Raw genomic sequence first — 24,261 nt, 5'->3', positions numbered from 1 at the left:
ACGTAGAAGGACAAGCATGTTTACATTCCTGCTGAAACGGTTCTATCAGGCCGTGATAGTGATGTTCGTCATCAGCCTGGTCGCCTTCTCCATCCAGGACAACCTGGGGGATCCGTTGCGCGAGCTGGTGGGACAATCCGTCTCCGAAGCCCAGCGTCACGAATTGCGCGAGAAGATGGGCCTTAACGATCCTTTCCTCATCAAATACAGCCGCTTCTTGAAAAATGCGGTGCATGGGGATTTGGGCACCTCCTATTTCTTCAAGCGACCCGCTCTCGAGGTGATCCTCGACAAGCTGGTGGCTACCCTTGAGCTGGTGTTTGCTGCCGCGCTCATCATCGTGGTGGTCTCCATTCCACTCGGTGTCTATTCGGCGATCCGCCCGCGCAGCATCCTGACCAAGATCATCATGGCCGTGAGCAGCATAGGCATCTCCATTCCTGTGTTCCTGACCGCCATCATGTTGATGTACCTCTTCTCCATCCAGCTTGGCTGGCTGCCGGCCTATGGCCGTGGCGAGACCGCCAATGTGCTGGGCTGGGAGTCGGGTTTCTTCACCTGGGACGGTATCCTGCACCTGATACTGCCGGCCGTGTCTCTCTCCTCCATCATGCTGCCGCTGTTTATCCGGCTGGTACGCTCCGAGATGCTGGAGCAGCTCTCCTCCGAGTACGTGAAGTTTGCCCGTGCCAAGGGGCTGGACAACAACAAGGTCTACTACCAGCACGCTCTGAAAAACACCATGCTGCCGGTGATTACCGTCGGTGGCGTACAGATCGGCACCATGGTGGCCTACACCATTCTGACCGAGAGCGTGTTCCAGTGGCCGGGAACCGGTTTCCTGTTCCTTGAGGCGATCCACAGAGTGGATACGCCGCTCATCACCGCCTACGTCATCTTCGTGGGACTGATCTTCGTGGTGACCAATACCCTGGTCGACCTGCTCTACGGGTTCATCAACCCGACCGTCAACCTGACCGCCAAGGGGTAAGCGCATGAGTAACGCTGTGACTGTGAGCCCAAGCCGTTGGGCTCGATTCAAGAACTCTGATTTTGTCTACTACTTCCTGCGGGACAAGGTAGCCATGTTCAGCTTTGCTGTGTTCGTGGTGTTCGTGTTGGCGGCGCTGCTGGCGCCCTGGCTGGCACCGCACAACGTCTATGACCAGACCAGTTTTGATCTGATGGATGCGGAGCTGCCACCCTCCTGGCTGGATGGTGGTGAAGAGCGCTTCTGGCTTGGTACCGACAACCAGGGGCGTGATATCTGGAGCACTATCCTCTATGGCGCTCGCATTTCGCTCTCCATCGGCCTGTTTGCGGTGGGGTTGCAACTGGTGCTCGGCATCGTCATTGGCCTGATCGCCGGTTACTTCGGTGGCCGCATCGACAATCTGCTGATGCGCTTTGCCGATGTGCAGCTGTCGTTCTCCACCATGATGGTGGCCATCATCATCTCCGCCATCTTCCAGGCAACCTTTGGCTCCGAGTTCTACTCGAAGTTTGCCATCCTGATGCTGGTGGTGATCATCGGCATTGCCGAGTGGCCTCAGTATGCCCGGACTGTGCGTGCCTCTGTGCTTGCCGAGAAGAAGAAGGAATATGTGGAAGCGGCTAAGGTGATGGGGTTCCGTGCTCCGCGCATCATGTTCCGTCACATTCTGCCGAACTGCCTGTCGCCCATTCTGGTGATTTCCACCGTTCAGGTGGCCAACGCCATCATGAGCGAGGCTGCTCTCTCCTTCCTCGGATTGGGGATGCCGGTGGATCAACCTTCGCTGGGCTCGCTCATCAGTGTCGGCTTCAACTACATCTTCTCGGGCTCCTGGTGGATCACCGCCTTCCCCGGCATCTGTCTGGTGGTGCTGGTGCTGGTCATCAACCTGCTGGGTGACTGGCTGCGGGATGTGTTTAACCCGAAGATCTACAAGGGCTGATAAAAACCTGTCCTCACACTTACTGCGAGGGCGTGAACAAGGCTCATGTGCTGGAACCAAAGAGTGCTCACGTATGTCTATATGCTCCGGTTCCTGAGCAGCTTGTAACCTTGCTGACGCCCTTCTCGCGACAGTGTGTGCACAGGTTTGAAATAATGGATAACAAGAAGGGCGCCATCAGGCGCCCTTCTTTATTTGCTCGTCAACGAGCCTGTTCAGGTCAACAGCCAGGCCTCTATGCTGGCTTGAATGCCCGTGCTGTCGAGTCCCAGCAGCGCATAGATCTCCTCCTGGGTGCCTTGCTCCACGAAGCGATCCGGCAGGCCCAGATTGAGCACCGGCTTGCACTGCTTGTTGCGCATCAGCAGCTCGTTCACTGCAGAGCCGGCGCCACCCATGATGGCGTTGTCCTCTATGGTCACGAACTGGTCGTGGCTGGCGGCAAGCGACAGCACCAGCGCTTCATCCATCGGCTTGACGAAGCGCATGTCCACCAGGGTGGCATCCAGCGCCTCGGCGGTAGCCCTGGCCTGCAGCAGCAGGGTGCCGAACGCCAGTATGGCGGTGCCTTTGCCCTCGCGAATGACACGGCCCTTGCCCAGTTCGAGCGCCTGCATCTCGGTCTGCACCTCGATACCTGTGCCACTGCCACGGGGATAACGCACCGCAGCCGGCTGGTTGCACTGATAGCCGGTGTAGAGCATCTGGCGACACTCGTTCTCGTCGGACGGGGTCATGACGACCATGTTGGGCACGGTGCGCAGAAAGCTGATGTCGAACGCTCCCTGATGGGTCGGCCCATCTGCACCCACCAGACCAGCCCTGTCGATGGCAAACAGCACCGGCAATGCCTGCAGCGCCACATCATGGATCACCTGGTCATAGGCCCGTTGCAGGAAGCTGGAGTAGATGGCAACCACAGGTTTCTTGTCGGCGATGGCAAGGCCGGCGGCGAAGGTGACCGCATGCTGTTCGGCGATAGCCACATCAAAGTAGCGATCCGGATACTGCTGGCTGAACTTGACCAGCCCCGAGCCCTCGCGCATGGCGGGGGTGATGCCGACCAGCTTCTCGTCTTTCGCCGCCATGTCGCACAGCCACTGGCCGAAGATGGCGGAGAAGCTTGGCTTGCCGCCACTCGCCTTGGGCAATGTGCATTCGTCCGGATCGAACTTGGGCACACCGTGATAACCGATGGGGTCTTTCTCTGCGGGCTCATAGCCCTTGCCCTTCTTGGTCTTGACGTGCAGCAGCTGCGGGCCCTTGAGATTGCGCATGTTGCGCAGGGTCTCGACCAGCGCCTCAATGTCATGGCCGTCGATGGGGCCTATGTAGTTGAAGCCGAACTCCTCAAACAGGGTACCGGGTACTACCATGCCCTTGAGGTGCTCTTCGGCCCGTTTGGCCAGCTCCTTGACCGGCGGCAGCCCCGCCAGCACCTTCTTGCCACCCTCGCGGATAGTGGTGTAGAGCTTGCCAGACATGATGCGGGCCAGATGGTTGTTCAGCGCCCCCACATTCTCGGAGATGGACATCTCGTTGTCGTTGAGCACCACCAACATGTCCTTGTGGACATCGCCGGCGTGGTTGAGCGCCTCGAATGCCATGCCGGCGGTGATGGCGCCGTCGCCAATCACTGCCACCACCTTGCGACCCAGGCCCTCGCTCTCGGCGGCAACGGCCATGCCGAGCGCCGCACCTATGGAGGTGCTGGAGTGACCGACCGAGAGCACGTCATACTCGCTCTCGCCGCGCCAGGGGAAGGGGTGCAGGCCGTCTTTCTGACGAATGCTCTGCATCCGGTCGCGACGCCCGGTCAGTATCTTGTGGGGATAGGCCTGATGACCCACGTCCCACACCAGCCGATCGAACGGGGTGTTGTAGACGTAGTGCAGCGCTACCGTCAGCTCGACGGTGCCGAGCCCGGAGGCTAGATGACCACTGGAGCGACTCACCGAACGCAGCAGATATTCACGCAGTTCGTTACACAGCAGCGGCAGCCGTTCGTAGGGCAGGGATCGCAACTCGACCGGCGTATCCGCGAGGGCCAGGTTGGGGAAATTGCTTATATCAACGCTCATATTGTTACTGTTATCCAGCGTTTAGTGGGTTCGCTCAATGATGTAATCGGCAAACGCTTCCAGAATGTCGGTATTGTAGGGCAAAGATTGCAAGGCTGTTAAGGCTTTACCGTGCAGTTCGCGAGCCAGCTCACGGGCATTGTCGAGTCCGAGCAGGGCCGGATAGGTACTTTTTTCCTGTGCCAGATCAGAGCCTTGTGGCTTGCCCAGTGTCACTGTATCCCCTGTAATGTCGAGGATGTCATCCTGTACCTGGAAAGCGAGCCCTATGGCTGCCGCGTACGTTTGCAGTGTCGCCAGTGTGGAGTCGTCTATGTCGGCCTTGCACAGGGCACCGAGTGCCACTGCGCATTCGATCAGGGCGCCAGTCTTGTGGCGATGCACCTGCTCCAGCTCGGGGAGGCTGATCTGGCGGCCTTCGGCCTGCAGATCCAGTGCCTGTCCGCCACACATGCCAAGGTAGCCGGAGGCGCGGGCCAGGGTGCTCAGCATACGTACCCGGTTGGCCAGAAGCCGGTCGGGCAGGGGATGATCTGCCAGAATGGAGAAGGCCAGGGTCTGCAAGGCATCACCGGCCAGGATGGCGGTGCCTTCATCAAATGCCTTGTGTACTGTCGGTTGACCACGACGCAAGTCATCGTTGTCCATGGCGGGCAGATCGTCGTGCAGCAGCGAGTAGGCATGAATGCACTCCACTGCCGCGGCAGGGCCATCCAGCAGCTCGCGTTCGACGCCCAGCATCTCCCCCACGGCATAGACCAGGAAGGGGCGCACCCGCTTGCCGCCGAGCAGCAGGCCATAGCGCATGGCATCGCGCAGACGCGGGGCCATGGCGGGCAAGGATTCAAGTTGTGCAGACAGACAGTCGTCAATACGTTGCCGATGCAGACGGGAAAAATCGTCCAGCGTCACTCATTCCTCTCCTTGCTCTGGCTGGAAGGGGACTGCTTGCTCAGTGCCATCGGCCTGAGTCAGCAGGATCTGGATCTTCTGTTCGGCCTGTTCCAGCTTCTGCTGCCCAGCCCGTACCAGATGGACACCCTGTTCGAATTGCTTGAGCGCCTCTTCCAGCGGTAAGGAACCTTGTTCCAGTTGATGAACTATGGTTTCCAGCTCTTCCAGAGTGGCATCAAAACTCAGGCGGTCGATTTTCTTACTGGCCATGTTCATCCTCGGGGATTGAAAAAAACGGCTTATCTTAACATCGACGACGCACAGGGGGGAGGCAGAAAAGCACAGTCGGCTTAAACTCTCGGAAAAGTGGCCGATAATAAGCCATCTTGTGGGTAAGGAAAAATATGGCGGCCCTTGCCGCTTGGTGCGTAATAGCAGAAAATTCAACAAACTATCATAGACATCAGAACCGGTGACAGGAGTAGGGACGTGGATCTAGGCAGTCTGATAGGCATAGTGCTCGGCTTTGGGGTGGTGGGTTATGCCATGGTGCTGGGCGGTGGCGTCGGCATGTTTGTGGATGTTCCCTCCATTCTGATCACTTTTATGGGCTCAATTTTTATTGGCATGATGAAGTTCAACATCGGCCAGTTTTTTATGGCATTCAAGGTCGCTGGCAAGGCCTTCATGTACAAGGGGGACAAGCTCGATGACCTGATCCTCAAGTCCGTCGAGCTGGCCGATGCGGCTCGCAAAGGGGGCTTTCTTGCACTGGAAGCGGCCGAGATCCCCAATACCTTCATGAAAAAGGGGATCGACATGCTGGTCGATGGTCATGATGCGGACGTGGTGAGATCTGTGATGGAAAAAGACATAGACCTCACCGAGGAGCGGCACACCAATGCCACCAAGGTCTTTCGGGCGCTGGGGGACTTGGGCCCCGCCATGGGCATGATAGGTACTCTGGTGGGGCTTGTTGCCATGCTTTCCAACATGAGTGATCCCAAATCCATCGGGCCTGCCATGGCGGTTGCCTTGTTGACCACCCTTTATGGGGCCATCCTTGCCAACATGTTTGCCATTCCCATCGCGGACAAGCTTGATTTGCGCAATTCGGAAGAACGGCTCAGTCGCTCGCTTATCCTCGATGCCATCATGGGGATCCAGGATGGTCAGAACCCCAGGGTGATAGAGTCCCTGCTCAAGAATTATCTGCATCAATCCAAGCGTGAGCAGGCAACGGAGTAATCTTCGCCATGGCAAAATGCAAGTGTCCGCCTCCCGGTCTCCCCGCATACATGGGGACCTTCGCCGATCTCATGTCATTGCTGATGTGTTTCTTCGTACTGCTGCTCTCTTTTGCCGAGATGGATGTACTCAAGTTCAAGCAGATCGCCGGTTCTATGAGAAATGCTTTTGGTGTGCAGAGCATTCTGGAAGTGAAAGACATTCCCAAGGGAACTTCCGTCATCGCCCAGGAGTTCAGGCCGGGTCGCCCTGAGCCGACCCCTATCGACACCATCATGCAACAGACTATCGACATGACCCAGACGGAGCTTGATTTTCAGCCCGGTGACGCCGATCAGGCGGGTGGGCATGACAAGACTGATGGGCAGTTGAGTGGTGGCGATACCCAGCAAGAGGCGCAAAAGCAGCAGGAAGCACAGAAGCAGCAAGAGCAGTCAAATGCACTGGCGAAGGCGCTGGCCGAGCAGATGAAAGCCCAGATTCAAGATGGCGCCATCGAGGTGGAAGCCCTTGGTCAGCAGATTATCATCCGGATCCGTGAGAAAGCAGCCTTCCCGGCCGGTTCGGCTTTCTTGCAACCCCAGTTCTGGCCGGTTATTCGCAAAGTCGCCAGCTTGTTGAAAGATGTGCCAGGCGAGATAACCGTGTCGGGCCACACCGACAACATAGCGACCGAAAATGAGCTGTTTCAATCGAACTGGGATCTCTCATCCCAGCGTGCGGTGGCGGTGGCTCACCAGATGATCAAGGTGCCTGGCTTTGACGGTAAACGGTTGGTGGTGCAAGGCATGGCCGATTCCCAGCCCCTGGTGCCCAACACCAATCCGGACAATCGGCGTATGAACCGGCGAGTGGAGATCTCCATCATGCAGGGCAAACCGACAGTGTCGGCCCCGATTGGCGTCTCTGAACCCAAGCAGAATTGAGTGCAAAGCGCGATCCCGCTCGCAGGGACTGACATGGATTTTGTGCTGGCTTCATATTAAGATGCCCCATCCGAACCGATAGCTGCGGCTCTCTTTGATTGCCGCAGCTTCTCTTTTTCAAGCAACCCAGGTTTCGACTATGAATCATACTCCGATGACTGTTCGCGGCGCGGAAAAGCTGCGTGAAGAACTCGACTATCTGAAGAGCGAGCTTCGTCCGCAGATAATCGAAGCGATTGCAGATGCCCGTGAACATGGCGATCTGAAAGAAAACGCCGAATACCATGCCGCCCGTGAGCAGCAAGGTTTCTGTGAAGGTCGCATTCAGGAAATTGAGAGCAAGCTCTCCAATGCCCAGGTGATCGATGTCACCAAGATTGCCAACAATGGTCGCGTCATCTTCGGTGCAACCGTGACTCTGCTCAAGAGCGAGACGGAAGAAGAAGTGGTCTACCGTATCGTGGGTGACGACGAGTCGGACATCAAACAGAACATGATCTCCGTGAACTCGCCCATTGCCCGAGCCTTGATCGGCAAGGAAGTGGACGATGTCGTCATCGTCAAGACGCCGGCTGGCGATGTGGAATACGAGATCTTGGCCGTCGCCTACCTCTGATATGAGGTGATGCCTGAAACAGGGGAGCACGGCTCCCCTGTTTGTATTTAGCGGGGTTGGTAAGCCTGGGTGAACGCATCCTGATGGCGCTGGAACATCCAGCTTCGCAGTCGTTCCAGGTCTGGCTTGGCCATCTGGAAGTGGAGTGCCCAGCCTTGTACGCCATTGCGCTGATGGATATGCCTGATCAGCTCGGCGCAGAGGGGGAGAGGGGCCAGTTCATGAATGAGCAGGGTACCGCTGAGAGTGGTGCCGACGGTCAGTCTGGTCGGCAAGCCTTCCACTACAAGCCCATCCAGCGACAGACTGTGTACCAGATATTCGGTTTCGGCCATCTTGAAGCGGGCTTTTTCATCCAGGCGCCAGGCGCGCAGATGGGGGTAGCCCAGCTCCTTGATGACGGGAGCGGCGATGCGTGGTTCGACAAAGCCATCGTCTCCCTGCGTGAAACGCAGCGGAAATCGGAGTTGATGCCCGGCAAAGCGGGCTTCGAGTACCAGCTGATCGGCGCGTTGCAACAGCCCGAGCAAGGGAGTGGCGAGATAACCGCTCAGGGATTGTCCGGCGGCCATCTCCTGATCGCTCCCCAAGTCCCGTAGCATGGCCAGTTCATCTTCGGTGAGAATCTGATGGTGATCCATAGCGGGTATCCAGGAGTATTCATCGCAGGTTAAGGGCCTGGCGACTACTTTGGCAAGCGACTTGGGAAGAAGAGAAATGAAGGAAAGAGCGAGGCTCTTTCCTGTTACTTGCGGGGCAGCTGGATTTTTGGCTCGTTGGCCTGACGGTAGATGGTCAGCACGTGGCCGATGCTCTGTACCTTGACCGCGCCGGTTTCACGGACAATTGCATCCATAACCAGTTGTTTCATCTCACGATCTTCAGACGCAACCTTAACCTTGATCAGCTCGTGGTGGTTCAGCGCCAGATCGATCTCGGCCAGTACACCTTCGGTCAGACCATGTTGACCCAAGAGGACAACGGGCTTCAGACTGTGGGCAAGGCCCTTGAGGTACTGTTTCTGTTTATTGTTGAGAATCATGGCAATTTCTTCATAAGTCAGGGTTGAAAGGGGCGTATTCTACCCCCACTTAGCCCTTAATACTAATAACCCTTGTGGTTTTTTAAAGTCGATAATCATGACCCAGAAAAAACGTTCCCCCAGCTCAACCCGCTGGTTAAAAGAACATTTCGACGATCAATACGTCAAAAAAGCCCAGAAATTGGGGCTGCGTTCCCGCGCTGTTTTCAAAATTGATGAAATTCAGGGCAAGGACAAATTGCTTCGCACCGGCATGACGGTCGTGGATCTGGGGGCAGCCCCAGGTGGCTGGTCCCAGTTCGCCGTTGAGCAGGTGGGTGACAATGGGCGAGTCATCGCCTGTGATATTTTGCCGATGGATCCCATTGCCGGTGTCGATTTCCTGCAAGGGGACTTTCGGGAGGAGACTGTACTCGGCGCTTTGCTGGACCGGGTTGGTCCGGACAAAGTGGACGTGGTCATGTCTGATATGGCGCCCAATATGAGTGGCACCCAACAGGTGGATCAGGCCCGCGCCATGTACTTGATCGAGCTCGCGCTCGACATGTGCAATCAAGTGTTACGCACTAATGGCAGCTTCGTGGTGAAGGTATTCCAGGGAGAGGGGTTCGATGCCTATCTCAATGAAATTCGTAAGCTTTTCTCTGCTGTCAAGATTCGTAAACCAGACTCGTCTCGTGCTCGTTCACGAGAAGTCTACATTGTGGCTACCGGTTTTAAACTGTAGTACCCTAACCTTCATCGTTAACTGTCAGTCTGCGAGGTCATTGATTTGAGTGACATGGCGAAAAACCTAATCCTGTGGCTGGTCATCGCCGTCGTGTTGATGTCGGTGTTCAATAGCTTCAGCCCCAGCGATACCACCAGTCGCCAGCTGGACTATTCCAGCTTCGTTAAAGAAGTGACCCAAGAGCAGATCCGTGAAGTGCGGATGGATGGCAAGGTCATTAATGGCGTCAAGCGCACTGGTGAACGTTTCACCACCATCATACCGGCGCCGGATCCCCAGCTGCTCAACGACATGCTCAATCACAATGTCAAAGTGATGGGTGAGAAGCCGGAAGAGCCGTCTTTGCTGACCTCTATCTTCATCTCCTGGTTCCCGATGCTGCTGCTGATCGGTGTCTGGGTCTTCTTCATGCGTCAGATGCAGGGCGGCGGTGGCAAGGGTGCCATGTCGTTTGGCAAGAGCAAGGCTCGCCTGATGAGCGAAGATCAGATCAAGACCACTTTTGCTGACGTCGCAGGCTGCGATGAAGCCAAAGATGAGGTGAAAGAGCTGGTCGACTATCTGCGCGACCCGAGCAAGTTCCAAAAACTGGGTGGCAAGATCCCGACCGGCGTACTGTTGGTAGGTCCTCCCGGTACCGGTAAGACCCTTTTGGCCAAGGCCATAGCGGGCGAGGCCAAGGTGCCTTTCTTCACCATATCGGGTTCTGATTTCGTCGAAATGTTTGTGGGTGTCGGTGCCTCCCGGGTACGTGACATGTTTGAACAAGCCAAGAAGTCGTCCCCCTGCATCATCTTCATCGATGAAATCGATGCGGTCGGTCGCCAGCGTGGCGCCGGTCTCGGCGGTGGTCACGATGAGCGCGAGCAAACCCTGAACCAGATGCTGGTCGAGATGGATGGTTTTGAAGGCAATGAAGGCGTCATCGTCATCGCAGCCACCAACCGTCCTGACGTACTGGATCCAGCCTTGCTGCGTCCGGGTCGCTTCGACCGTCAGGTTGTGGTCGGTCTGCCGGATGTGCGCGGTCGCGAGCAGATCCTGAAAGTACACATGCGCAAGGTGCCATTGGCAGATGATGTCAATGCAGCCGTGATTGCACGTGGTACTCCGGGTTTCTCCGGTGCTGATCTCGCCAACCTGGTCAACGAAGCTGCGCTCTTCTCTGCCCGTGAGAGCCGCCGTGTGGTTTCCATGGCCGAGTTCGAGAAGGCGAAGGACAAGATCATGATGGGGGCGGAACGCCGTTCCATGGTGATGAAGGAGTCCGAGAAGGAGATGACGGCTTACCATGAGGCGGGTCACGCCATCATAGGTCGTCTGGTGCCGGATCATGACCCTGTCTACAAGGTTTCCATCATACCGCGCGGTCGTGCGCTGGGTGTGACCATGTACCTGCCCGAGCAGGATCGCTGGAGCCACTCCAAGCAGCACCTGGAGTCCATGATCTCCAGCCTGTACGGTGGTCGTCTGGCGGAAGAGCTGATATACGGTGCCGAGAAGGTCTCGACCGGTGCGTCCAATGACATCGAGCGTGCGACCGACATCGCCCGCAAGATGGTGACCCAGTGGGGCATGTCCGAGCGTCTCGGCCCCATGCTCTATGCAGAAGAAGACGGCGAAGTGTTCCTCGGTCGCAGCATGGCCAAGGCCAAGCACATGTCCGATGACACTGCCAGGGTCATCGATGCCGAGGTCAAGCAGGTTATCGATCGCAACTACGCCCGCTCCAAGCAGATCTTGCTGGACAACATGGACGTACTGCACACCATGAAAGATGCCCTGATGAAGTACGAAACCATCGACGCCAAGCAGATCGATGATCTGATGGCCCGTCGCGAGGTGCGTGCTCCGAGCAACTGGCATGATGAGCACAGCGATACCCCGTCAGGTGGCGCCACTGTCGCAGAGGATGCCAAACCGGCTGTGACCGAGGCCGAGCAGGTGGCTGATGTCGATATCGACAAGGCCAATGATCTCCCGGCCAAATAAACTGTAATGATACAAACCCCGGGCTGGTCCCGGGGTTTTTCTTTATGCAAACGGAAGTGAAGATGCAGCTAATCAGCAAAGGGCTCAGCCTCTCCCTCGAACGCCCCCATGTCATGGGGATCCTCAATGTCACCCCAGACTCCTTCTCCGATGGCGGTCATTTCAATCAGATTGAACGGGCGATGGCCCATGCGCGTCAGATGGTCTCTGACGGAGCAACACTTATCGATATTGGTGGCGAGTCGACCCGTCCTGGCGCTCCTGACGTGAACGAACAGGAAGAGCTGGACAGGGTGATCCCCGTGGTCGAGCGGCTGGTCGCCGAGCTGGATGTGATGGTATCCCTCGATACCTCCAAGGCTGCCGTGATGCGCGAAGGTTGCAAGGCGGGAGCCCATCTCATCAATGATGTCAGGGCGCTGCTTGAACCCGGCGCCCTGGCGGTTGCCGCAGAAGCTGACGTACCTGTGTGTCTGATGCACATGCAAGGCCAACCGAGAACCATGCAGGCCGAACCCCATTATGATGACCTGCTGGGGGAGGTGAGGGCTTTCTTCGATGAGCGTATTGCCGCCTGTCTGGCTGCCGGGATACGGCGCCAGCAGCTGTTGCTGGACCCGGGCTACGGCTTTGGCAAGACGCTGGCACACAACTATCAACTACTGGCACAGCAGAGCAAGTTGCTCGATTACCAGCTTCCGCTCTTGGTCGGCATGTCGCGAAAGTCTATGATAGGCAACCTGCTTGGCCGACCGGTTGATGATCGGTTGGCCGGCAGCCTGGCTTGCGCGCTGATCGGGATGCAACATGGCGCCCGGATCATCCGGGTGCACGATGTGCGAGAGACCATGGATGCCCTGCGCGCCGGCTGGATGGTAATGACGGGACAAGATTTCATATCCAAATAAAAAAACGAGAACAGATAATGGCAAGAAAGTATTTCGGCACCGATGGTGTCCGCGGCAAGGTTGGCGAATTTCCGATCACCCCTGATTTCGTGATGAAGCTGGGTTGGGCAGCAGGCAAGGTGCTCTCCAAGAAGGGCACCAAGAAGGTGCTGATCGGCAAAGATACCCGCATCTCTGGCTACATGCTGGAATCAGCACTGGAAGCTGGCCTCTCCGCTGCCGGCCTCAAGGCTATTCTGATGGGTCCCATGCCCACCCCGGCCGTTGCCTACCTGACTCGCACCTTCCGTGCCGAGGCCGGTATCGTTATCAGTGCCTCACACAATCCCTTCTATGACAACGGCATCAAGTTCTTCTCCGCTGACGGTACCAAGTTGCCGGATGATGTGGAAATGGCTATAGAGGCCGAGCTGGATCACGAGATCAAGTGTGTCGAGTCCGCCGATTTGGGCAAAGCCGTGCGTATCGAGGATGCTGCTGGCCGCTATATCGAGTTTTGCAAGAGCACCTTCCCCTCCAATCTGAGTCTGGAAGGGTTGAAAATGGTGGTCGACTGCGGCAATGGCGCAACCTATCACATAGCCCCCTCCGTCTTCCGCGAGCTGGGCGCCGAGGTGATTGCCATCGGCTGCAGCCCGGATGGTCTCAACATCAATGACGGGGTCGGTTCTACCGCTCCCGACGCGCTGGCAGCCAAGGTGCTGGAGTGCAAGGCAGACCTGGGCGTGGCCTTCGACGGTGACGGCGATCGTCTGGTCATGGTTGATCACACCGGTTACATCATCGACGGCGACGAGATCCTTTACATCATTGCCCGCGATGCCCTGCGCAACGGTCGCCTCAAAGGCGGTGTGGTCGGTACTCTGATGGCCAACATGGGCCTGGAGCTGGCGTTGCAGACCCTGGGGATCCCGTTTGCCCGGGCCAAAGTGGGTGACCGCTACGTGCTGGAGATGATGAATGAGAAAGGCTGGCGTATCGGGGGTGAAAACTCAGGTCACATCATCTGCCTGGATCAGACCACGACAGGGGATGGCATAGTCGCCGCCCTGCAGGTGCTGATGGCCATCTGCACCGCCGAGATGCCGCTGGCCAAGCTGCGCTCCGGCATGAGCAAGTTCCCGCAGGTGCTGGTGAACGTCCGTTTCGCCGAGGGCAAGGATCCGCTGGCGGCTGACGCCGTCAACCAGGAAGTCGCCAAGGTGGAACAGGAGCTGGCCGGCCGTGGTCGCGTATTGCTGCGTAAATCCGGCACCGAACCCCTGATCCGGGTCATGGTGGAAGGTGAACATGAGCAACAGGTGCGCGACATGGCCCAGCGCATTGCACAACAGGTTGAATCGGCGTTTTAATGAACAAAAAGGGCGGCTTTTTAGCCGCCCTGGTTGTATCTTGTTCAAACGATTCGAAAATTCAAAAATAGCACTTGTCAGCTGACAATCCTCTGGATATTATCAGCCCCGCTTTCGCAAGGGAGTTGCCGATGGGACATCGCAAGCCGTTTGTAGCAGCCAACTGGAAGTTACACGGCAGTAGGTCGCAGTTAGAGCAGTTTACTGGCCAATGCCTGAAAGGTATTGATGAGCAAGTAGATGTGGCCTTGTGTCCATCCCATGTGCATCTCGACTTCGCCGCCGCACTGCTCAACGAGCAAAAGGTAATGAAGTTGGGGGCTCAGAATGTGAGTCAGCACCGACAAGGCGCTTATACGGGTGAAGTTTCGTGTGAGATGCTGGTTGAGGCAGGGTGTCGTTACGTACTGGTAGGGCACTCCGAGCGCAGGCGTCTCTTTGGTGAGACCAGCTTTATCGTCGCAGAGAAGTTTGCGGCAGCCAGAGCGGCAGGCTTGATCCCCATCCTCTGTTTGGGGGAGTCAGGTGCAGCGAGGCAAGCGAGAAGAGCCTTCGAGGTGATCGCTGAAGAGCTGGATATCGTCATAGAGAAAAATGGCGCGATGGCTTTCGATAATGCTATCATCGCCTACGAGCCGATTTGGGCTGTAGGTACAGGTAAATGCGCCACACCCGAGCAGGCACAAGAGGTTCATTCCTTTATACGCGGTCGCTTGGCGGAGGATACTCCGGTAATAGGTGAGAAAGTTAGAATCATCTATGGTGGGAGCGTGACACCGACCAATGCGAGAGATTTGTTTGCCCAGCCCGACGTTGACGGCGGCCTGATTGGTGGAGCAAGCCTCGATGACAAGACGTTTTTAGGAATTGTTGAAGCGGCAAAGGGTGCAAGTTAAATGTACGAAATTCTTTTAGTCGTTTATCTGCTGGTTTCACTGGCTCTGATTGGTCTGGTGATGATTCAGCAAGGTAAAGGGGCTGACATGGGCGCCTCCTTCGGCGCAGGGGCATCGAATACCGTATTCGGCTCCGGTGGTTCAGGCAGTTTCCTGACCCGAACAACAGCAGTTTTGGCTACTCTGTTCTTTCTGATTAGTTTGGTGCTTGGCTCTATGTCTAGCCACAAGGTCAAACAGGGTAGTGAATGGGAAAATCTGCAACAAACCGAACAGGTTGAGCAGACCAAAGCGCCAGTAAACAAAGATACTGACGTTCCCCAATAAGTGAGTTTTGCCGTGGTGGTGGAATTGGTAGACACGCTATCTTGAGGGGGTAGTGCTCTAGGGTGTGCGGGTTCGAGTCCCGCCCACGGCACCAATTAAGCAGTGAACTCGGGTAACCGGGTGTATTATAGTCACTCAGTCTTGTATGAAGAGAATGAACTGGCTATAATCTCGCACGATTTCGGACGCGGGGTGGAGCAGCATGGTAGCTCGTCGGGCTCATAACCCGAAGGTCGTCGGTTCAAATCCGGCCCCCGCAACCAAATTTCACGCATTTCCTACGCTCAGGAAGGCGGTCGCTGCGAGGCGACAATCAGGGTAAAGCGCCAAGCCCCGATTTGACATCGGGGCTTTTTGTTATGTGCGATTTACTCTGAATCGATATCTATCTGGGCTTTATGCCCTTTTTTTGTTTTTCGGAGGGTGACTTTGGCTACGTTGGAACAACGTTTGACCGATCTGCTCGAGGCTCCGGTCGTTGCCTTGGGTTTTGAACTTTGGGGTATTGAGTTTATCCGCGCGGGTAACCACTCCACTTTGCGTGTCTTTATCGACGGCGAGAATGGTGTGACTGTCGAAAACTGTGCTGAAGTCAGCCACCAGGTTGGCGCCATCATGGATGTCGAAGATCCCATCACAGAAGAATACTTCCTGGAAGTATCCTCCCCTGGTCTGGATCGTCCGCTGTTCAAGGTTGCCCAGTTCGAAAAATACGTTGGCCAAGAGGCGGCAGTGCAGCTGCGGATGGCAACAAATAACCGCCGCAAGTTCAAAGGCGTAATCAAAGCTGTGCAAGGCGACATGATCACCCTGACAGTAGATGGTAAGGACGACGTGTTGGCTTTCACCAATATCCAAAAAGCGAACATAGTGCCGAACTTTGGTTAACGAGGCTATCGGATATGAATAAAGAGATTTTGCTGGTCGTTGACGCTGTATCCAACGAGAAGGCGGTACCCCGCGAGAAGATTTTCCAGGCTCTGGAGACTGCGCTGGCGACTGCGACCAAGAAAAAATATGAAGGCGAGATTGAAGTTCGGGTTGAAATCGATCGCAAGACCGGTGACTACGAAACCTATCGTCGCTGGGTTGTTGTGGCCGATCAGGCTGCAATGGAGAACCCGTACGGTGAAATCACCCTCGAAGCCGCTCAGATCGAGCAGCCCGAGATCCAGCTCGGTGACTATGTAGAAGATCAGATTGACTCTGTTACCTTCGACCGTATCACCACCCAGACCGCCAAGCAGGTTATCGTGCAGAAAGTGCGCGAAGCCGAGCGTTCCCAAGTCGTTGACCAGTTCAAGGACAAGGAAGGCACCATCATCAGCGGTGTGGTCAAGAAGAGCAATCGTGACAACGTGATCCTGGATCTGGGCAGCAATGCCGAGGCCGTTATCTTCCGTGACGACATGCTGCCGCGCGAGACCTTCCGTCCGGGCGACCGTATTCGTGGTCTGCTCTACGCCGTGCGTCCCGAAGCCCGTGGTTCCCAGCTGTTCGTCAGCCGCTCCAGCCCGGACTTCCTGAAAGAGCTGTTCCGCATCGAAGTACCGGAAATCGGTGAAGAGATGATCGAAATCATGGGCGCCGCCCGTGACCCGGGCTCCCGCGCCAAGATCTCCGTCAAGACCAACGATCGTCGTATCGACCCGATCGGTGCCTGTATCGGCATGCGTGGTGCTCGTGTGCAAGCTGTCTCTGCCGAGCTGAGCGGTGAGCGTGCCGACATAGTGTTGTACGATGACAACCCCGCACAATACGTGATCAATGCCATGGCGCCAGCCGATGTGGCCTCCATCATAGTGGATGAAGACAACCACACCATGGATATCGCCGTGGAAGCCGCCAACCTGGCCCAGGCCATCGGCCGCAACGGTCAGAACGTGCGTCTGGCTTCCCAGCTGACCGGTTGGGAGCTGAACGTCATGACCGTCGAGGACATGCGCTCCAAGCACCAGGCCGAGAACGATCGCATCCTGACCCTGTTCACCAGCGCCCTGGACATCGACGACGATTTCGCCGGTCTGCTGATGGAAGAAGGCTTCTCGACTCTGGAAGAGATCGCCTTCGTACCCGTCAATGAGCTGCTGGCCATCGACGGTCTGGACGAAGACATGGTGGAAGAGCTGCGCAAGCGTGCCAAGGATGTCCTGACCACCAAGGCCCTGGCCAAAGAAGAATCCTTGGATGGCGTAGAGCCTTCCGAAGACCTGCTCAATCTGGCTGGCCTCGGTCGCGACATGGCATATGCCCTGGCCGCGCGTGGTGTCGGCACCCTGGAAGATTTGGCAGAGCAAGGTATCGACGACCTTGCCGACATTGAAGAGCTGACCGCTGAGAAAGCCGGTGAGCTGATTATGGCTGCTCGCAATATCTGTTGGTTCGGAGAAGAGCAGTCTGAATAAGATCAAACGGAGGAAAATGAATGGCAGAAGTATCAGTCAAACAACTTGCCACTGACATCGACACGCCGGTTGATCGTCTTCTCCAGCAGTTTGTCGATGCCGGTATCAGCAAGAGCAAGGCCGACGACCTCGTCAGCGAGTCTGAAAAACAGACTCTGCTGGCTCACTTGAAAAAACAGCATGGAGGTGACGAGCTCACCGCACCAGCCCGCATGACTTTGCAGCGCAAGACCAAGAGCACCATCAGTGTTCAGGGGACTGGCGGCAAGAACAAGGAAGTGCAGGTTGAAGTGCGCAAGACTCGCACCTATGTAAAACGCTCGGCGCTGGAAGATGAACAGCGCCAGGCGGAAGCCGAGGAAACAGCGCGTTTGGAAGCAGAAGAAAAAGCTCGTAGCGAGGCCGAGAACAAGGTTCGTCTCGATGCTGAAGAGAAGGCTCGCCGTGAGGCTGAGCAGGCTCGTCGTGAAGCTGAGGAAAAGGCGCGGATCGAGGCACAATCAAAGGCTCGACAGGCTCCACAGCCCGCCAAAGCAGCCAGTAGCACAGCTCAGCAAGAGGCAGAAAAGATGGCCAAGCGCGAAGCAGAAGAACTGAAGCGCCAACAGGAACAAACAGCTTTGCAAAAAGCAGAAGAACTCGCCGCCAAGAAAGCCGAAGAGGCTCGTCTCATGGCGGAACAGAACGGCCCTCGCTGGGCTGAAGAAGAAGCTGCTCGCGCCAAAGAGAGCAGTGACTATCATCTGACCACCAACAAGCATGCGCAAGCCGCAGAAGACGAGTTGGACCGGAAGGAAGAGACCAGTCGTCGCACGGCTGCTGCAGCGGTCAAGGCCCCGAAAAAGGCCGGTCGTCGTGAAGACGATCGCGACTCCCGCAACCCGCGTGCCCGCAAAGGCAAGCGCGGCAAGATGGCCATGCCCAACGCCATGAAGCACGGCTTCAACAAGCCCGCAGCTGTGGTTAACCGTGACGTTGTCATCGGCGAAACCATCACTGTAGCCGAACTGGCCAACAAGATGGCCGTCAAGGGTGTTGAAGTCATCAAGGCGATGATGAAGATGGGCGCCATGGCCACCATCAACCAGGTGATCGATCAGGAGACTGCCCAGCTGGTCGCCGAAGAGATGGGTCACAAGGTGGTGTTGCGCCGTGAGAACGAACTGGAAGAGGCGGTACTGTCCGATCGTGACGAGACCTCCGAAGCCAAGTCCCGTGCCCCTGTCGTGACCATCATGGGCCACGTCGACCACGGCAAGACCTCGCTGCTCGACTACATCCGTAAAGCCAAGGTTGCTGCTAGCGAAGCCGGTGGTATTACCCAGCACATCGGTGCTTACCACGTCGAAACCGACAGTGGCATGATCACCTTCCTGGATACTCCGGGTCACGCTGCGTTTACCTCCATGCGTGCTCGTGGTGCCAAGTCGACCGATATCGTCGTTCTGGTTGTTGCTGCCGATGACGGCGTCATGCCGCAGACCATCGAAGCCATCCAGCACGCCAAGGCGGCTGAAGTACCCATCGTGGTTGCGGTCAACAAGATCGACAAGCCTGAAGCGGATCCGGATCGCGTCAAGACCGAGCTGGCCCGTTATAACGTCATGTCAGAAGACTGGGGTGGCGACAGCCAGTTCGTTCATGTCTCTGCCAAGTCTGGCGAAGGTATCGACGACCTGCTGGAAGCCATCCTGATCCAGTCCGAAGTGCTGGAACTGAAAGCGGTAGTCGATGGCATGGCCAGCGGCGTCGTGATTGAATCCTTCCTGGACAAAGGTCGTGGTCCGGTTGCCACCGTGCTGGTACAAGAAGGTACTCTGCGCCAGGGCGACATCGTACTGTGTGGTCTGGAATACGGTCGTATTCGTGCCATGCGTGACGAACTGGGTCGCGAGATCAAGGAAGCGGGTCCGTCCCTGCCGGTGGAAATCCTGGGTCTGTCCGGGGTGCCGTCTGCCGGTGACGAAGCCACTGTTGTACGTGACGAGAAGAAAGCCCGTGAAGTGGCGCTCTATCGTCAGGGCAAGTTCCGCGACGTCAAGCTGGCTCGCCAGCAGAAGGCCAAGCTGGAAAACATGTTCGCCAACATGACCGAGGGCGAAGTGTCCGAAGTGAACGTGGTGATCAAGGCTGACGTACAGGGTTCGGTGCAAGCCATTTGCGATGCGCTGGTCCAGCTCTCTACCGACGAAGTCAAAGTCAAGATCGTGGGCTCGGGTGTTGGTGGCATCACCGAAACCGACGCCACTCTGGCTGCGGCTTCCAGCGCCATCCTGGTGGGCTTCAACGTCCGTGCCGACGCTTCTGCGCGCAAGGTCATCGAATCCGAGAGCCTGGATCTGCGTTATTACTCCGTCATCTATGATTTGATCGACGAAGTGAAGCAGGCCATGAGCGGCAAGCTGGCTCCTGAGTATCGTCAGGAAATCATCGGTCTGGCTGAAGTGCGTAGCGTCTTCAAGTCACCGAAGTTCGGCGCCGTTGCCGGCTGTATGGTTACCGAAGGTGTGGTCAAGCGTTCCAACCGTATCCGTGTTCTGCGTGACAACGTGGTTATCTATGAAGGCGAGCTGGAATCCCTGCGCCGCTTCAAGGATGACGTCAACGAAGTCCGCAACGGTTACGAGTGTGGTATCGCGGTCAAGAACTACAACGACGTACGCGAAGGCGACCAGATCGAAGTTTACGAGACCATTGAAATTCAACGGACTCTGTAAGCCGACAGTTAGACAAAATAGGGGGCTGCGGCCCCCTTTTATCGCAGGATAGAATATGGCCAGAGAATTCAGCCGGACCAACAGGGTCGGCCAGCAGATCCAGCGCGAAATCGCGCTGATCTTGCAGCGTGAGGTCAAGGACCCGCGCATCGGCATGGTAACCGTCTCGGACGTGGAAGTGTCCAAGGACCTCAACTATGCCAAGGTTTATGTCACCTTCTTGCAGCTGGATATCGATGCCGAGCGCATCGCGGAAGGGCTCAAGGGCCTGACCGAAGCGGCCGGCTACATCCGCAGCCTGCTCGGCAGCGCCATGCGCCTGCGGGTGGTGCCCGAGCTGCGCTTCTACTACGACCAGACCCTGGTCGAGGGGATGCGCATCTCCAACCTGGTGTCCAACACAGTGCGTGACGACAAGCGTCGCATGGCCGAAGCCGGCCGTGAAGAAGACGAAGCCGCACCGGATGATACAACTGAGGATAAAGCCTGAGATGTCTCGTAGACGCCGTTTCAAGGGTCGTGACGTACACGGCATCCTGCTGCTGGACAAGCCGACCGGTCTGACCTCCAACGATGTGTTGCAGAAGGTCAAGCGTATCTACAACGCCGCCAAGGCCGGTCACACCGGCGCTCTGGATCCGCTGGCGACCGGTATGCTGCCGATCTGCCTCGGCGAGGCCACCAAGTTCTCCCAGTATCTGCTGGAGGCGGACAAGCGCTATGAGGTGACCGCCAAGCTGGGCGAGCGCACCAACACCAGCGACTCCGACGGCGAGGTGGTTTCCACCCGTCCGGTGAACGTGGCCCTGGGTACCCTGATCGAGTCGCTGGACCAGTTCCGCGGCCCCATCATGCAGGTGCCGTCCATGTACTCTGCCCTCAAGCACAACGGTCGCCCGCTCTATGAATATGCCCGTGAAGGCATAGAGATCGAGCGGGAAGCACGCCCCATCACAGTGTTCGAGCTCAAGCTCATCAGCTTTGAAGGGGATGAGGTCAAGCTGGAAGTGCACTGCAGCAAAGGCACCTACATTCGCTCCCTGGTGGACGACCTGGGTGAAGTGCTGGGCTGTGGCGCACACGTTACCCAGCTGCGCCGTACCCAGGTGGCCACGTATCCCTATGAGCGGATGCTGACCCTGGAACAGCTCGAGTGCATCTTCGAACAGGCCAAGGCAGAGAGTATCCCGCCACGGGAGCAGCTCGACCCCTTGTTGCTGCCGATGGATACCGCCGTGGCCGCACTGCCCGAGGTGAACATGCTGGCGGCAGTCGCCGCCTATGTGAACCAGGGTCAAGCCGTGCAGGTAGCTGGCGCGCCGCAAAGCGGCCAGGTTCGCATGACGGTGGGCCCGGAGCGTGAGTTCATCGGTGTGGGCGAGATCGACGATGAAGGGCGGGTTGCCCCCAAGCGTCTGGTTCGCTACCACGATGAACACGACGAGGAGTGATCCTCAGGCGGTATCAGGGCGTCTTTCCCGCTGCGCCTCTTTCTCGTTGCGAAAAGTGACGGGGACGATTATGATACCGCCCTCATTTCACGGCTGAATTAGAGATTGGCTGTGAACCTTTAAACACTCTACTGGAGTAATACCATGTCTCTAAATGCTGAGATCAAAGCTTCCATCGTTGCTGACAACGCTCGTTGCGCCAACGACACTGGCTCCCCCGAAGTGCAGGTTGCCCTGCTGACTGCCCAGATCAACCATCTGCAAGGTCACTTCAAAGAGCACGCTAAAGATCACCACGGTCGTCGTGGTCTGCTGCGCATGGTTTCCCAGCGTCGCAAGCTGCTGGACTACCTGAAGCGTAAAGATGTTCAGCGTTATGCTGCTCTGATCGCCAAGCTGGGTCTGCGTCGTTAATCGACCATCAGATTTCGCGAAAAAGGGGAACCTCAGGGTTCCCCTTTTTTATTGTCCGTCAGGCTGTTGCCATCCTCACAGAATGTGTGTCACTGCTTACCTTTTGGTTCGAATCAAGTATACTTGCACGCGAATTTAAAGAGCCAAATTGTAAAAAGGAAATTCACGTGAATCCTATTGTAAAGTCATTCCAGTACGGTCAACACACCGTCACTCTGGAAACCGGTGTGATGGCCCGTCAAGCCACTGCGGCCGTTATGGTCAGCATGGACGATACCTGCGTATTTGTGACCGTAGTAGGCAAGAAAGAGGCCGATCACGGTCGCGATTTCTTCCCGCTGACCGTCAACTACCAGGAGCGTACCTATGCTGCTGGTCGTATCCCGGGTGGTTTCTTCCGTCGCGAAGGCCGTCCGAGCGAAGGCGAAACCCTCACCTCCCGCCTGATCGACCGTCCTATTCGTCCGCTGTTCCCGGAAGGCTTCCTCAATGAGGTTCAGGTGGTTGCCACCGTTATGTCCGTGAACCCGCTGGTTTCCCCGGACATCGTTGCCATGATCGGTGCCTCTGCTGCACTGGCCATCTCCGGCATCCCGTTTGGTGGCCCGATTGCGGCTGCTCGCGTGGGTTACATGAACGGTCAGTATGTGCTGAACCCGACTACCGCCGAACTGCCCCAGAGCGATCTGGATCTGGTGGTTGCCGGTACCGCCAACGCCGTGCTGATGGTGGAATCCGAAGCGGCCATCCTCTCTGAAGAGGTGATGCTGGGCGCCGTTGTGTATGGCCACGAGCAGATGCAAGTCGTGATCAACGCCATCAACGAATTCGCCGCCGATGTGGGTACCCAGCCATGGGATTGGACCCCGCCTGCGACCAACGAAGCCCTCAAGGCCAAGATTGCCGAGCTGGCTACAGCTGAACTGGGTGAAGCCTACCGCATCACCGAGAAGGCCGTGCGTTACGCCGCCATCAGCGCCATCAAGCAGCGCGTGATCGAGCAAGTGATCGCCGCCGGCGTGGAAGACGATGCCAAGAAGATTGGCGAAGAGTTCCACAGCCTGGAAAGCCGCATCGTCCGTGGTCGCGTCGTACGTGGCGAGCCGCGCATCGATGGTCGCGATCCGGAAATGATCCGTGCCCTCTCCGTCGGTACCGGCATTCTGCCCCGTGCTCACGGTTCTGCCCTGTTCACCCGTGGTGAGACTCAGGCCATCGTCGTTGCGACCCTGGGTACCGAGCGTGACGCCCAGAACATCGACGAGCTGGCTGGCCACCGCGCCGACCGCTTCATGCTGCACTACAACTTCCCGCCGTATTGCGTCGGTGAAACCGGCATGATGGGTAGCCCCAAGCGTCGTGAAATCGGTCACGGTCGTCTGGCCAAGCGCGGCGTTGCTGCCGTGATGCCGAGCGCCGCCGAATTCCCGTACGTGGTGCGCGTGGTGTCTGAAATCACCGAATCCAACGGCTCCTCCTCCATGGCGTCCGTTTGTGGTTCCTCCCTGGCGCTGATGGATGCGGGTGTGCCGATCAAGGCCTCCGTTGCCGGTATCGCCATGGGTCTGGTGAAGGAAGAAGAAGGTTTCGTCGTGCTGTCCGACATCCTGGGTGACGAAGATCACCTGGGCGACATGGACTTCAAAGTGGCCGGTACTACTCAAGGTATCACTGCGCTGCAGATGGACATCAAGATCGAAGGCATCACCAAAGAGATCATGGAGATTGCCCTCAAGCAAGCCCGTGGTGCTCGCCTGCACATCCTGAAAGTGATGGACGAAGCCATCCAGGCGCCGCGTGCCGAGATTTCCGATTTCGCCCCGCGTATCCATACCATCAAGATCAATCCCGAGAAGATCAAGGACGTGATCGGCAAGGGTGGCTCCGTGATCCGTGCGCTGACCGAAGAGACTGGCACCAACATCGAGCTGGATGATGACGGTACCGTCCGCATCTCCGCCGTGGCCAACGAAGCGGCCATGGAAGCGATCCGTCGTATCGAAGCCATCACTGCCGAGATCGAAGTGAACCGCATCTATGAAGGCAAGGTTGTGCGTCTGGCCGATTTCGGCGCCTTCGTCAATATCCTGCCGGGTAAAGACGGTCTGGTACACATCTCCCAGATCACCGACGCCCGCGTGCAGAACGTGGCCGACTTCCTGAAGCTCGGTGACGTGGTGAAGGTAAAGGTACTGGAAGTGGACCGTCAAGGCCGTGTGCGTCTCTCCATCAAGGAAGCGAATGCACCGACCGAAGCCGTTGCTCCTGCTGCTGACGTAGCCGCTGTCGAAGAGCCGGCTGCCGAATAAGGCTGCTGCACTGTGA

Annotated in this window: 23 protein-coding genes and 2 tRNA genes; 20 read left to right on the top strand and 5 right to left on the bottom strand. The window is 57.1% G+C overall.

The window, feature by feature from the left end; all coding sequences use genetic code 11:
• The first annotated feature begins 16 nt into the window (after window positions 1-16).
• Together AACX78_RS18170 and AACX78_RS18165 are read left to right on the top strand one after the other, a co-directional pair.
• The gene (locus tag AACX78_RS18170; protein ID WP_159167032.1) at window positions 17-991 is read left to right on the top strand and encodes an ABC transporter permease; all 975 of its coding nucleotides are present in this window, start codon (window positions 17-19) and stop codon (window positions 989-991) included.
• A 4-nt stretch (window positions 992-995) separates the two neighbouring features.
• Window positions 996-1,937, top strand: a complete 942-nt coding sequence (locus AACX78_RS18165) for an ABC transporter permease (RefSeq protein WP_059111414.1) — start codon at window positions 996-998, stop codon at window positions 1,935-1,937.
• Window positions 1,938-2,152: 215 nt separating this feature from the next.
• On the opposite strand, the gene dxs is transcribed toward AACX78_RS18165, so the two are convergent.
• The 3 genes from dxs to xseB are packed head-to-tail and all read right to left on the bottom strand — an operon-like array spanning window position 2,153 to window position 5,182.
• Complete coding sequence (dxs, locus tag AACX78_RS18160) at window positions 2,153-4,018, bottom strand: 1-deoxy-D-xylulose-5-phosphate synthase (protein WP_159167031.1); 1,866 nt, start codon at window positions 4,016-4,018, stop codon at window positions 2,153-2,155.
• 21 nt (window positions 4,019-4,039) lie between these two features.
• Window positions 4,040-4,930, bottom strand: coding sequence for a (2E,6E)-farnesyl diphosphate synthase (gene ispA / locus AACX78_RS18155; RefSeq protein ID WP_159167030.1), 891 nt, complete (start codon window positions 4,928-4,930; stop codon window positions 4,040-4,042).
• The gene (gene xseB / locus AACX78_RS18150; protein ID WP_005317577.1) at window positions 4,931-5,182 is read right to left on the bottom strand and encodes an exodeoxyribonuclease VII small subunit; all 252 of its coding nucleotides are present in this window, start codon (window positions 5,180-5,182) and stop codon (window positions 4,931-4,933) included.
• Window positions 5,183-5,401: 219 nt separating this feature from the next.
• Between xseB and pomA the strand changes: the two genes are divergently transcribed.
• The 3 genes from pomA to greA all read left to right on the top strand — a co-directional run bounded on the left by pomA (window position 5,402) and on the right by greA (window position 7,702).
• Window positions 5,402-6,160 carry a flagellar motor protein PomA gene (gene pomA, locus AACX78_RS18145; RefSeq protein ID WP_159167029.1) on the top strand — a complete coding sequence of 253 codons (759 nt, stop codon included), beginning with the start codon at window positions 5,402-5,404 and terminating at the stop codon, window positions 6,158-6,160.
• An 8-nt stretch (window positions 6,161-6,168) separates the two neighbouring features.
• Entirely contained in the window at window positions 6,169-7,086 is a 918-nt protein-coding gene (locus AACX78_RS18140) for a flagellar motor protein MotB (RefSeq protein WP_159167028.1), read from the top strand.
• Between the two features lie 139 nt (window positions 7,087-7,225).
• On the top strand, window positions 7,226-7,702 hold the full coding sequence (gene greA / locus AACX78_RS18135) for a transcription elongation factor GreA (protein ID WP_005317553.1): 477 nt from the start codon (window positions 7,226-7,228) through the stop codon (window positions 7,700-7,702).
• 47 nt (window positions 7,703-7,749) lie between these two features.
• Here the strand turns inward: greA and AACX78_RS18130 are convergent, their stop codons facing one another.
• Window positions 7,750-8,343, bottom strand: coding sequence for a PilZ domain-containing protein (locus AACX78_RS18130; protein ID WP_159167027.1), 594 nt, complete (start codon window positions 8,341-8,343; stop codon window positions 7,750-7,752).
• Between the two features lie 104 nt (window positions 8,344-8,447).
• Window positions 8,448-8,744 carry a ribosome assembly RNA-binding protein YhbY gene (gene yhbY, locus AACX78_RS18125; protein WP_005298134.1) on the bottom strand — a complete coding sequence of 99 codons (297 nt, stop codon included), beginning with the start codon at window positions 8,742-8,744 and terminating at the stop codon, window positions 8,448-8,450.
• Window positions 8,745-8,841: 97 nt separating this feature from the next.
• Here yhbY and rlmE point away from each other — a divergent pair, with 97 nt between their 5' ends.
• The 15 genes from rlmE (at window position 8,842) to pnp (ending at window position 24,245) form a co-directional block, all read left to right on the top strand.
• Window positions 8,842-9,471 (top strand): 23S rRNA (uridine(2552)-2'-O)-methyltransferase RlmE, encoded by a 630-nt coding sequence (gene rlmE / locus AACX78_RS18120; RefSeq protein WP_005317545.1) that lies wholly within the window; start codon window positions 8,842-8,844, stop codon window positions 9,469-9,471.
• A 45-nt stretch (window positions 9,472-9,516) separates the two neighbouring features.
• Window positions 9,517-11,466 carry an ATP-dependent zinc metalloprotease FtsH gene (gene ftsH / locus AACX78_RS18115; RefSeq protein WP_159167026.1) on the top strand — a complete coding sequence of 650 codons (1,950 nt, stop codon included), beginning with the start codon at window positions 9,517-9,519 and terminating at the stop codon, window positions 11,464-11,466.
• 62 nt (window positions 11,467-11,528) lie between these two features.
• On the top strand, window positions 11,529-12,374 hold the full coding sequence (folP, locus tag AACX78_RS18110) for a dihydropteroate synthase (protein ID WP_113719970.1): 846 nt from the start codon (window positions 11,529-11,531) through the stop codon (window positions 12,372-12,374).
• Window positions 12,375-12,391: 17 nt separating this feature from the next.
• Entirely contained in the window at window positions 12,392-13,726 is a 1,335-nt protein-coding gene (gene glmM / locus AACX78_RS18105) for a phosphoglucosamine mutase (protein WP_005317535.1), read from the top strand.
• Between the two features lie 131 nt (window positions 13,727-13,857).
• Entirely contained in the window at window positions 13,858-14,622 is a 765-nt protein-coding gene (gene tpiA, locus AACX78_RS18100; protein ID WP_159167025.1) for a triose-phosphate isomerase, read from the top strand.
• Window positions 14,623-14,949 (top strand): preprotein translocase subunit SecG, encoded by a 327-nt coding sequence (secG, locus tag AACX78_RS18095; protein ID WP_021138145.1) that lies wholly within the window; start codon window positions 14,623-14,625, stop codon window positions 14,947-14,949. It begins immediately after the preceding gene.
• 9 nt (window positions 14,950-14,958) lie between these two features.
• Window positions 14,959-15,043, top strand: a tRNA-Leu gene (locus AACX78_RS18090).
• A gap of 92 nt (window positions 15,044-15,135) precedes the next feature.
• A tRNA-Met gene (locus AACX78_RS18085) sits at window positions 15,136-15,212 on the top strand.
• A 166-nt stretch (window positions 15,213-15,378) separates the two neighbouring features.
• Window positions 15,379-15,837 (top strand): ribosome maturation factor RimP, encoded by a 459-nt coding sequence (gene rimP / locus AACX78_RS18080; protein ID WP_005317527.1) that lies wholly within the window; start codon window positions 15,379-15,381, stop codon window positions 15,835-15,837.
• A gap of 14 nt (window positions 15,838-15,851) precedes the next feature.
• Window positions 15,852-17,354 (top strand): transcription termination factor NusA, encoded by a 1,503-nt coding sequence (gene nusA / locus AACX78_RS18075; protein ID WP_005317524.1) that lies wholly within the window; start codon window positions 15,852-15,854, stop codon window positions 17,352-17,354.
• Between the two features lie 20 nt (window positions 17,355-17,374).
• A complete protein-coding gene (infB, locus tag AACX78_RS18070; protein ID WP_159167024.1) occupies window positions 17,375-20,071 on the top strand; it encodes a translation initiation factor IF-2 in 2,697 nt (898 codons plus the stop codon).
• Window positions 20,072-20,126: 55 nt separating this feature from the next.
• Complete coding sequence (gene rbfA / locus AACX78_RS18065; protein ID WP_005317518.1) at window positions 20,127-20,561, top strand: 30S ribosome-binding factor RbfA; 435 nt, start codon at window positions 20,127-20,129, stop codon at window positions 20,559-20,561.
• A gap of 1 nt (window position 20,562) precedes the next feature.
• A complete protein-coding gene (truB, locus tag AACX78_RS18060; RefSeq protein WP_005317516.1) occupies window positions 20,563-21,522 on the top strand; it encodes a tRNA pseudouridine(55) synthase TruB in 960 nt (319 codons plus the stop codon).
• 144 nt (window positions 21,523-21,666) lie between these two features.
• Window positions 21,667-21,936 (top strand): 30S ribosomal protein S15, encoded by a 270-nt coding sequence (gene rpsO, locus AACX78_RS18055; RefSeq protein WP_005317514.1) that lies wholly within the window; start codon window positions 21,667-21,669, stop codon window positions 21,934-21,936.
• A 167-nt stretch (window positions 21,937-22,103) separates the two neighbouring features.
• Entirely contained in the window at window positions 22,104-24,245 is a 2,142-nt protein-coding gene (gene pnp, locus AACX78_RS18050) for a polyribonucleotide nucleotidyltransferase (RefSeq protein WP_059111423.1), read from the top strand.
• The last annotated feature ends 16 nt before the right edge of the window (window positions 24,246-24,261 follow it).

Origin of the sequence: Aeromonas sp. 9A (assembly GCF_963900955.1) — a bacterium.
GTDB classification, from domain to species: Bacteria; Pseudomonadota; Gammaproteobacteria; order Enterobacterales; family Aeromonadaceae; genus Aeromonas; species Aeromonas salmonicida.
This window is presented reverse-complemented; position numbering and strand designations above follow the sequence as displayed.

Coding starts and splice junctions, on each gene's coding strand:
- AACX78_RS18170 (WP_159167032.1), top strand. CDS start 17: ATGTTTACATTCCTGCTGAAACGGTTCTATCAGGCCGTGATAGTGATG.
- AACX78_RS18165 (WP_059111414.1), top strand. CDS start 996: ATGAGTAACGCTGTGACTGTGAGCCCAAGCCGTTGGGCTCGATTCAAG.
- dxs (WP_159167031.1), bottom strand. CDS start 4,018: ATGAGCGTTGATATAAGCAATTTCCCCAACCTGGCCCTCGCGGATACG.
- xseB (WP_005317577.1), bottom strand. CDS start 5,182: ATGGCCAGTAAGAAAATCGACCGCCTGAGTTTTGATGCCACTCTGGAA.
- AACX78_RS18140 (WP_159167028.1), top strand. CDS start 6,169: ATGGCAAAATGCAAGTGTCCGCCTCCCGGTCTCCCCGCATACATGGGG.
- greA (WP_005317553.1), top strand. CDS start 7,226: ATGAATCATACTCCGATGACTGTTCGCGGCGCGGAAAAGCTGCGTGAA.
- AACX78_RS18130 (WP_159167027.1), bottom strand. CDS start 8,343: ATGGATCACCATCAGATTCTCACCGAAGATGAACTGGCCATGCTACGG.
- yhbY (WP_005298134.1), bottom strand. CDS start 8,744: ATGATTCTCAACAATAAACAGAAACAGTACCTCAAGGGCCTTGCCCAC.
- rlmE (WP_005317545.1), top strand. CDS start 8,842: ATGACCCAGAAAAAACGTTCCCCCAGCTCAACCCGCTGGTTAAAAGAA.
- folP (WP_113719970.1), top strand. CDS start 11,529: ATGCAGCTAATCAGCAAAGGGCTCAGCCTCTCCCTCGAACGCCCCCAT.
- glmM (WP_005317535.1), top strand. CDS start 12,392: ATGGCAAGAAAGTATTTCGGCACCGATGGTGTCCGCGGCAAGGTTGGC.
- tpiA (WP_159167025.1), top strand. CDS start 13,858: ATGGGACATCGCAAGCCGTTTGTAGCAGCCAACTGGAAGTTACACGGC.
- secG (WP_021138145.1), top strand. CDS start 14,623: ATGTACGAAATTCTTTTAGTCGTTTATCTGCTGGTTTCACTGGCTCTG.
- nusA (WP_005317524.1), top strand. CDS start 15,852: ATGAATAAAGAGATTTTGCTGGTCGTTGACGCTGTATCCAACGAGAAG.
- infB (WP_159167024.1), top strand. CDS start 17,375: ATGGCAGAAGTATCAGTCAAACAACTTGCCACTGACATCGACACGCCG.
- rbfA (WP_005317518.1), top strand. CDS start 20,127: ATGGCCAGAGAATTCAGCCGGACCAACAGGGTCGGCCAGCAGATCCAG.
- truB (WP_005317516.1), top strand. CDS start 20,563: ATGTCTCGTAGACGCCGTTTCAAGGGTCGTGACGTACACGGCATCCTG.
- rpsO (WP_005317514.1), top strand. CDS start 21,667: ATGTCTCTAAATGCTGAGATCAAAGCTTCCATCGTTGCTGACAACGCT.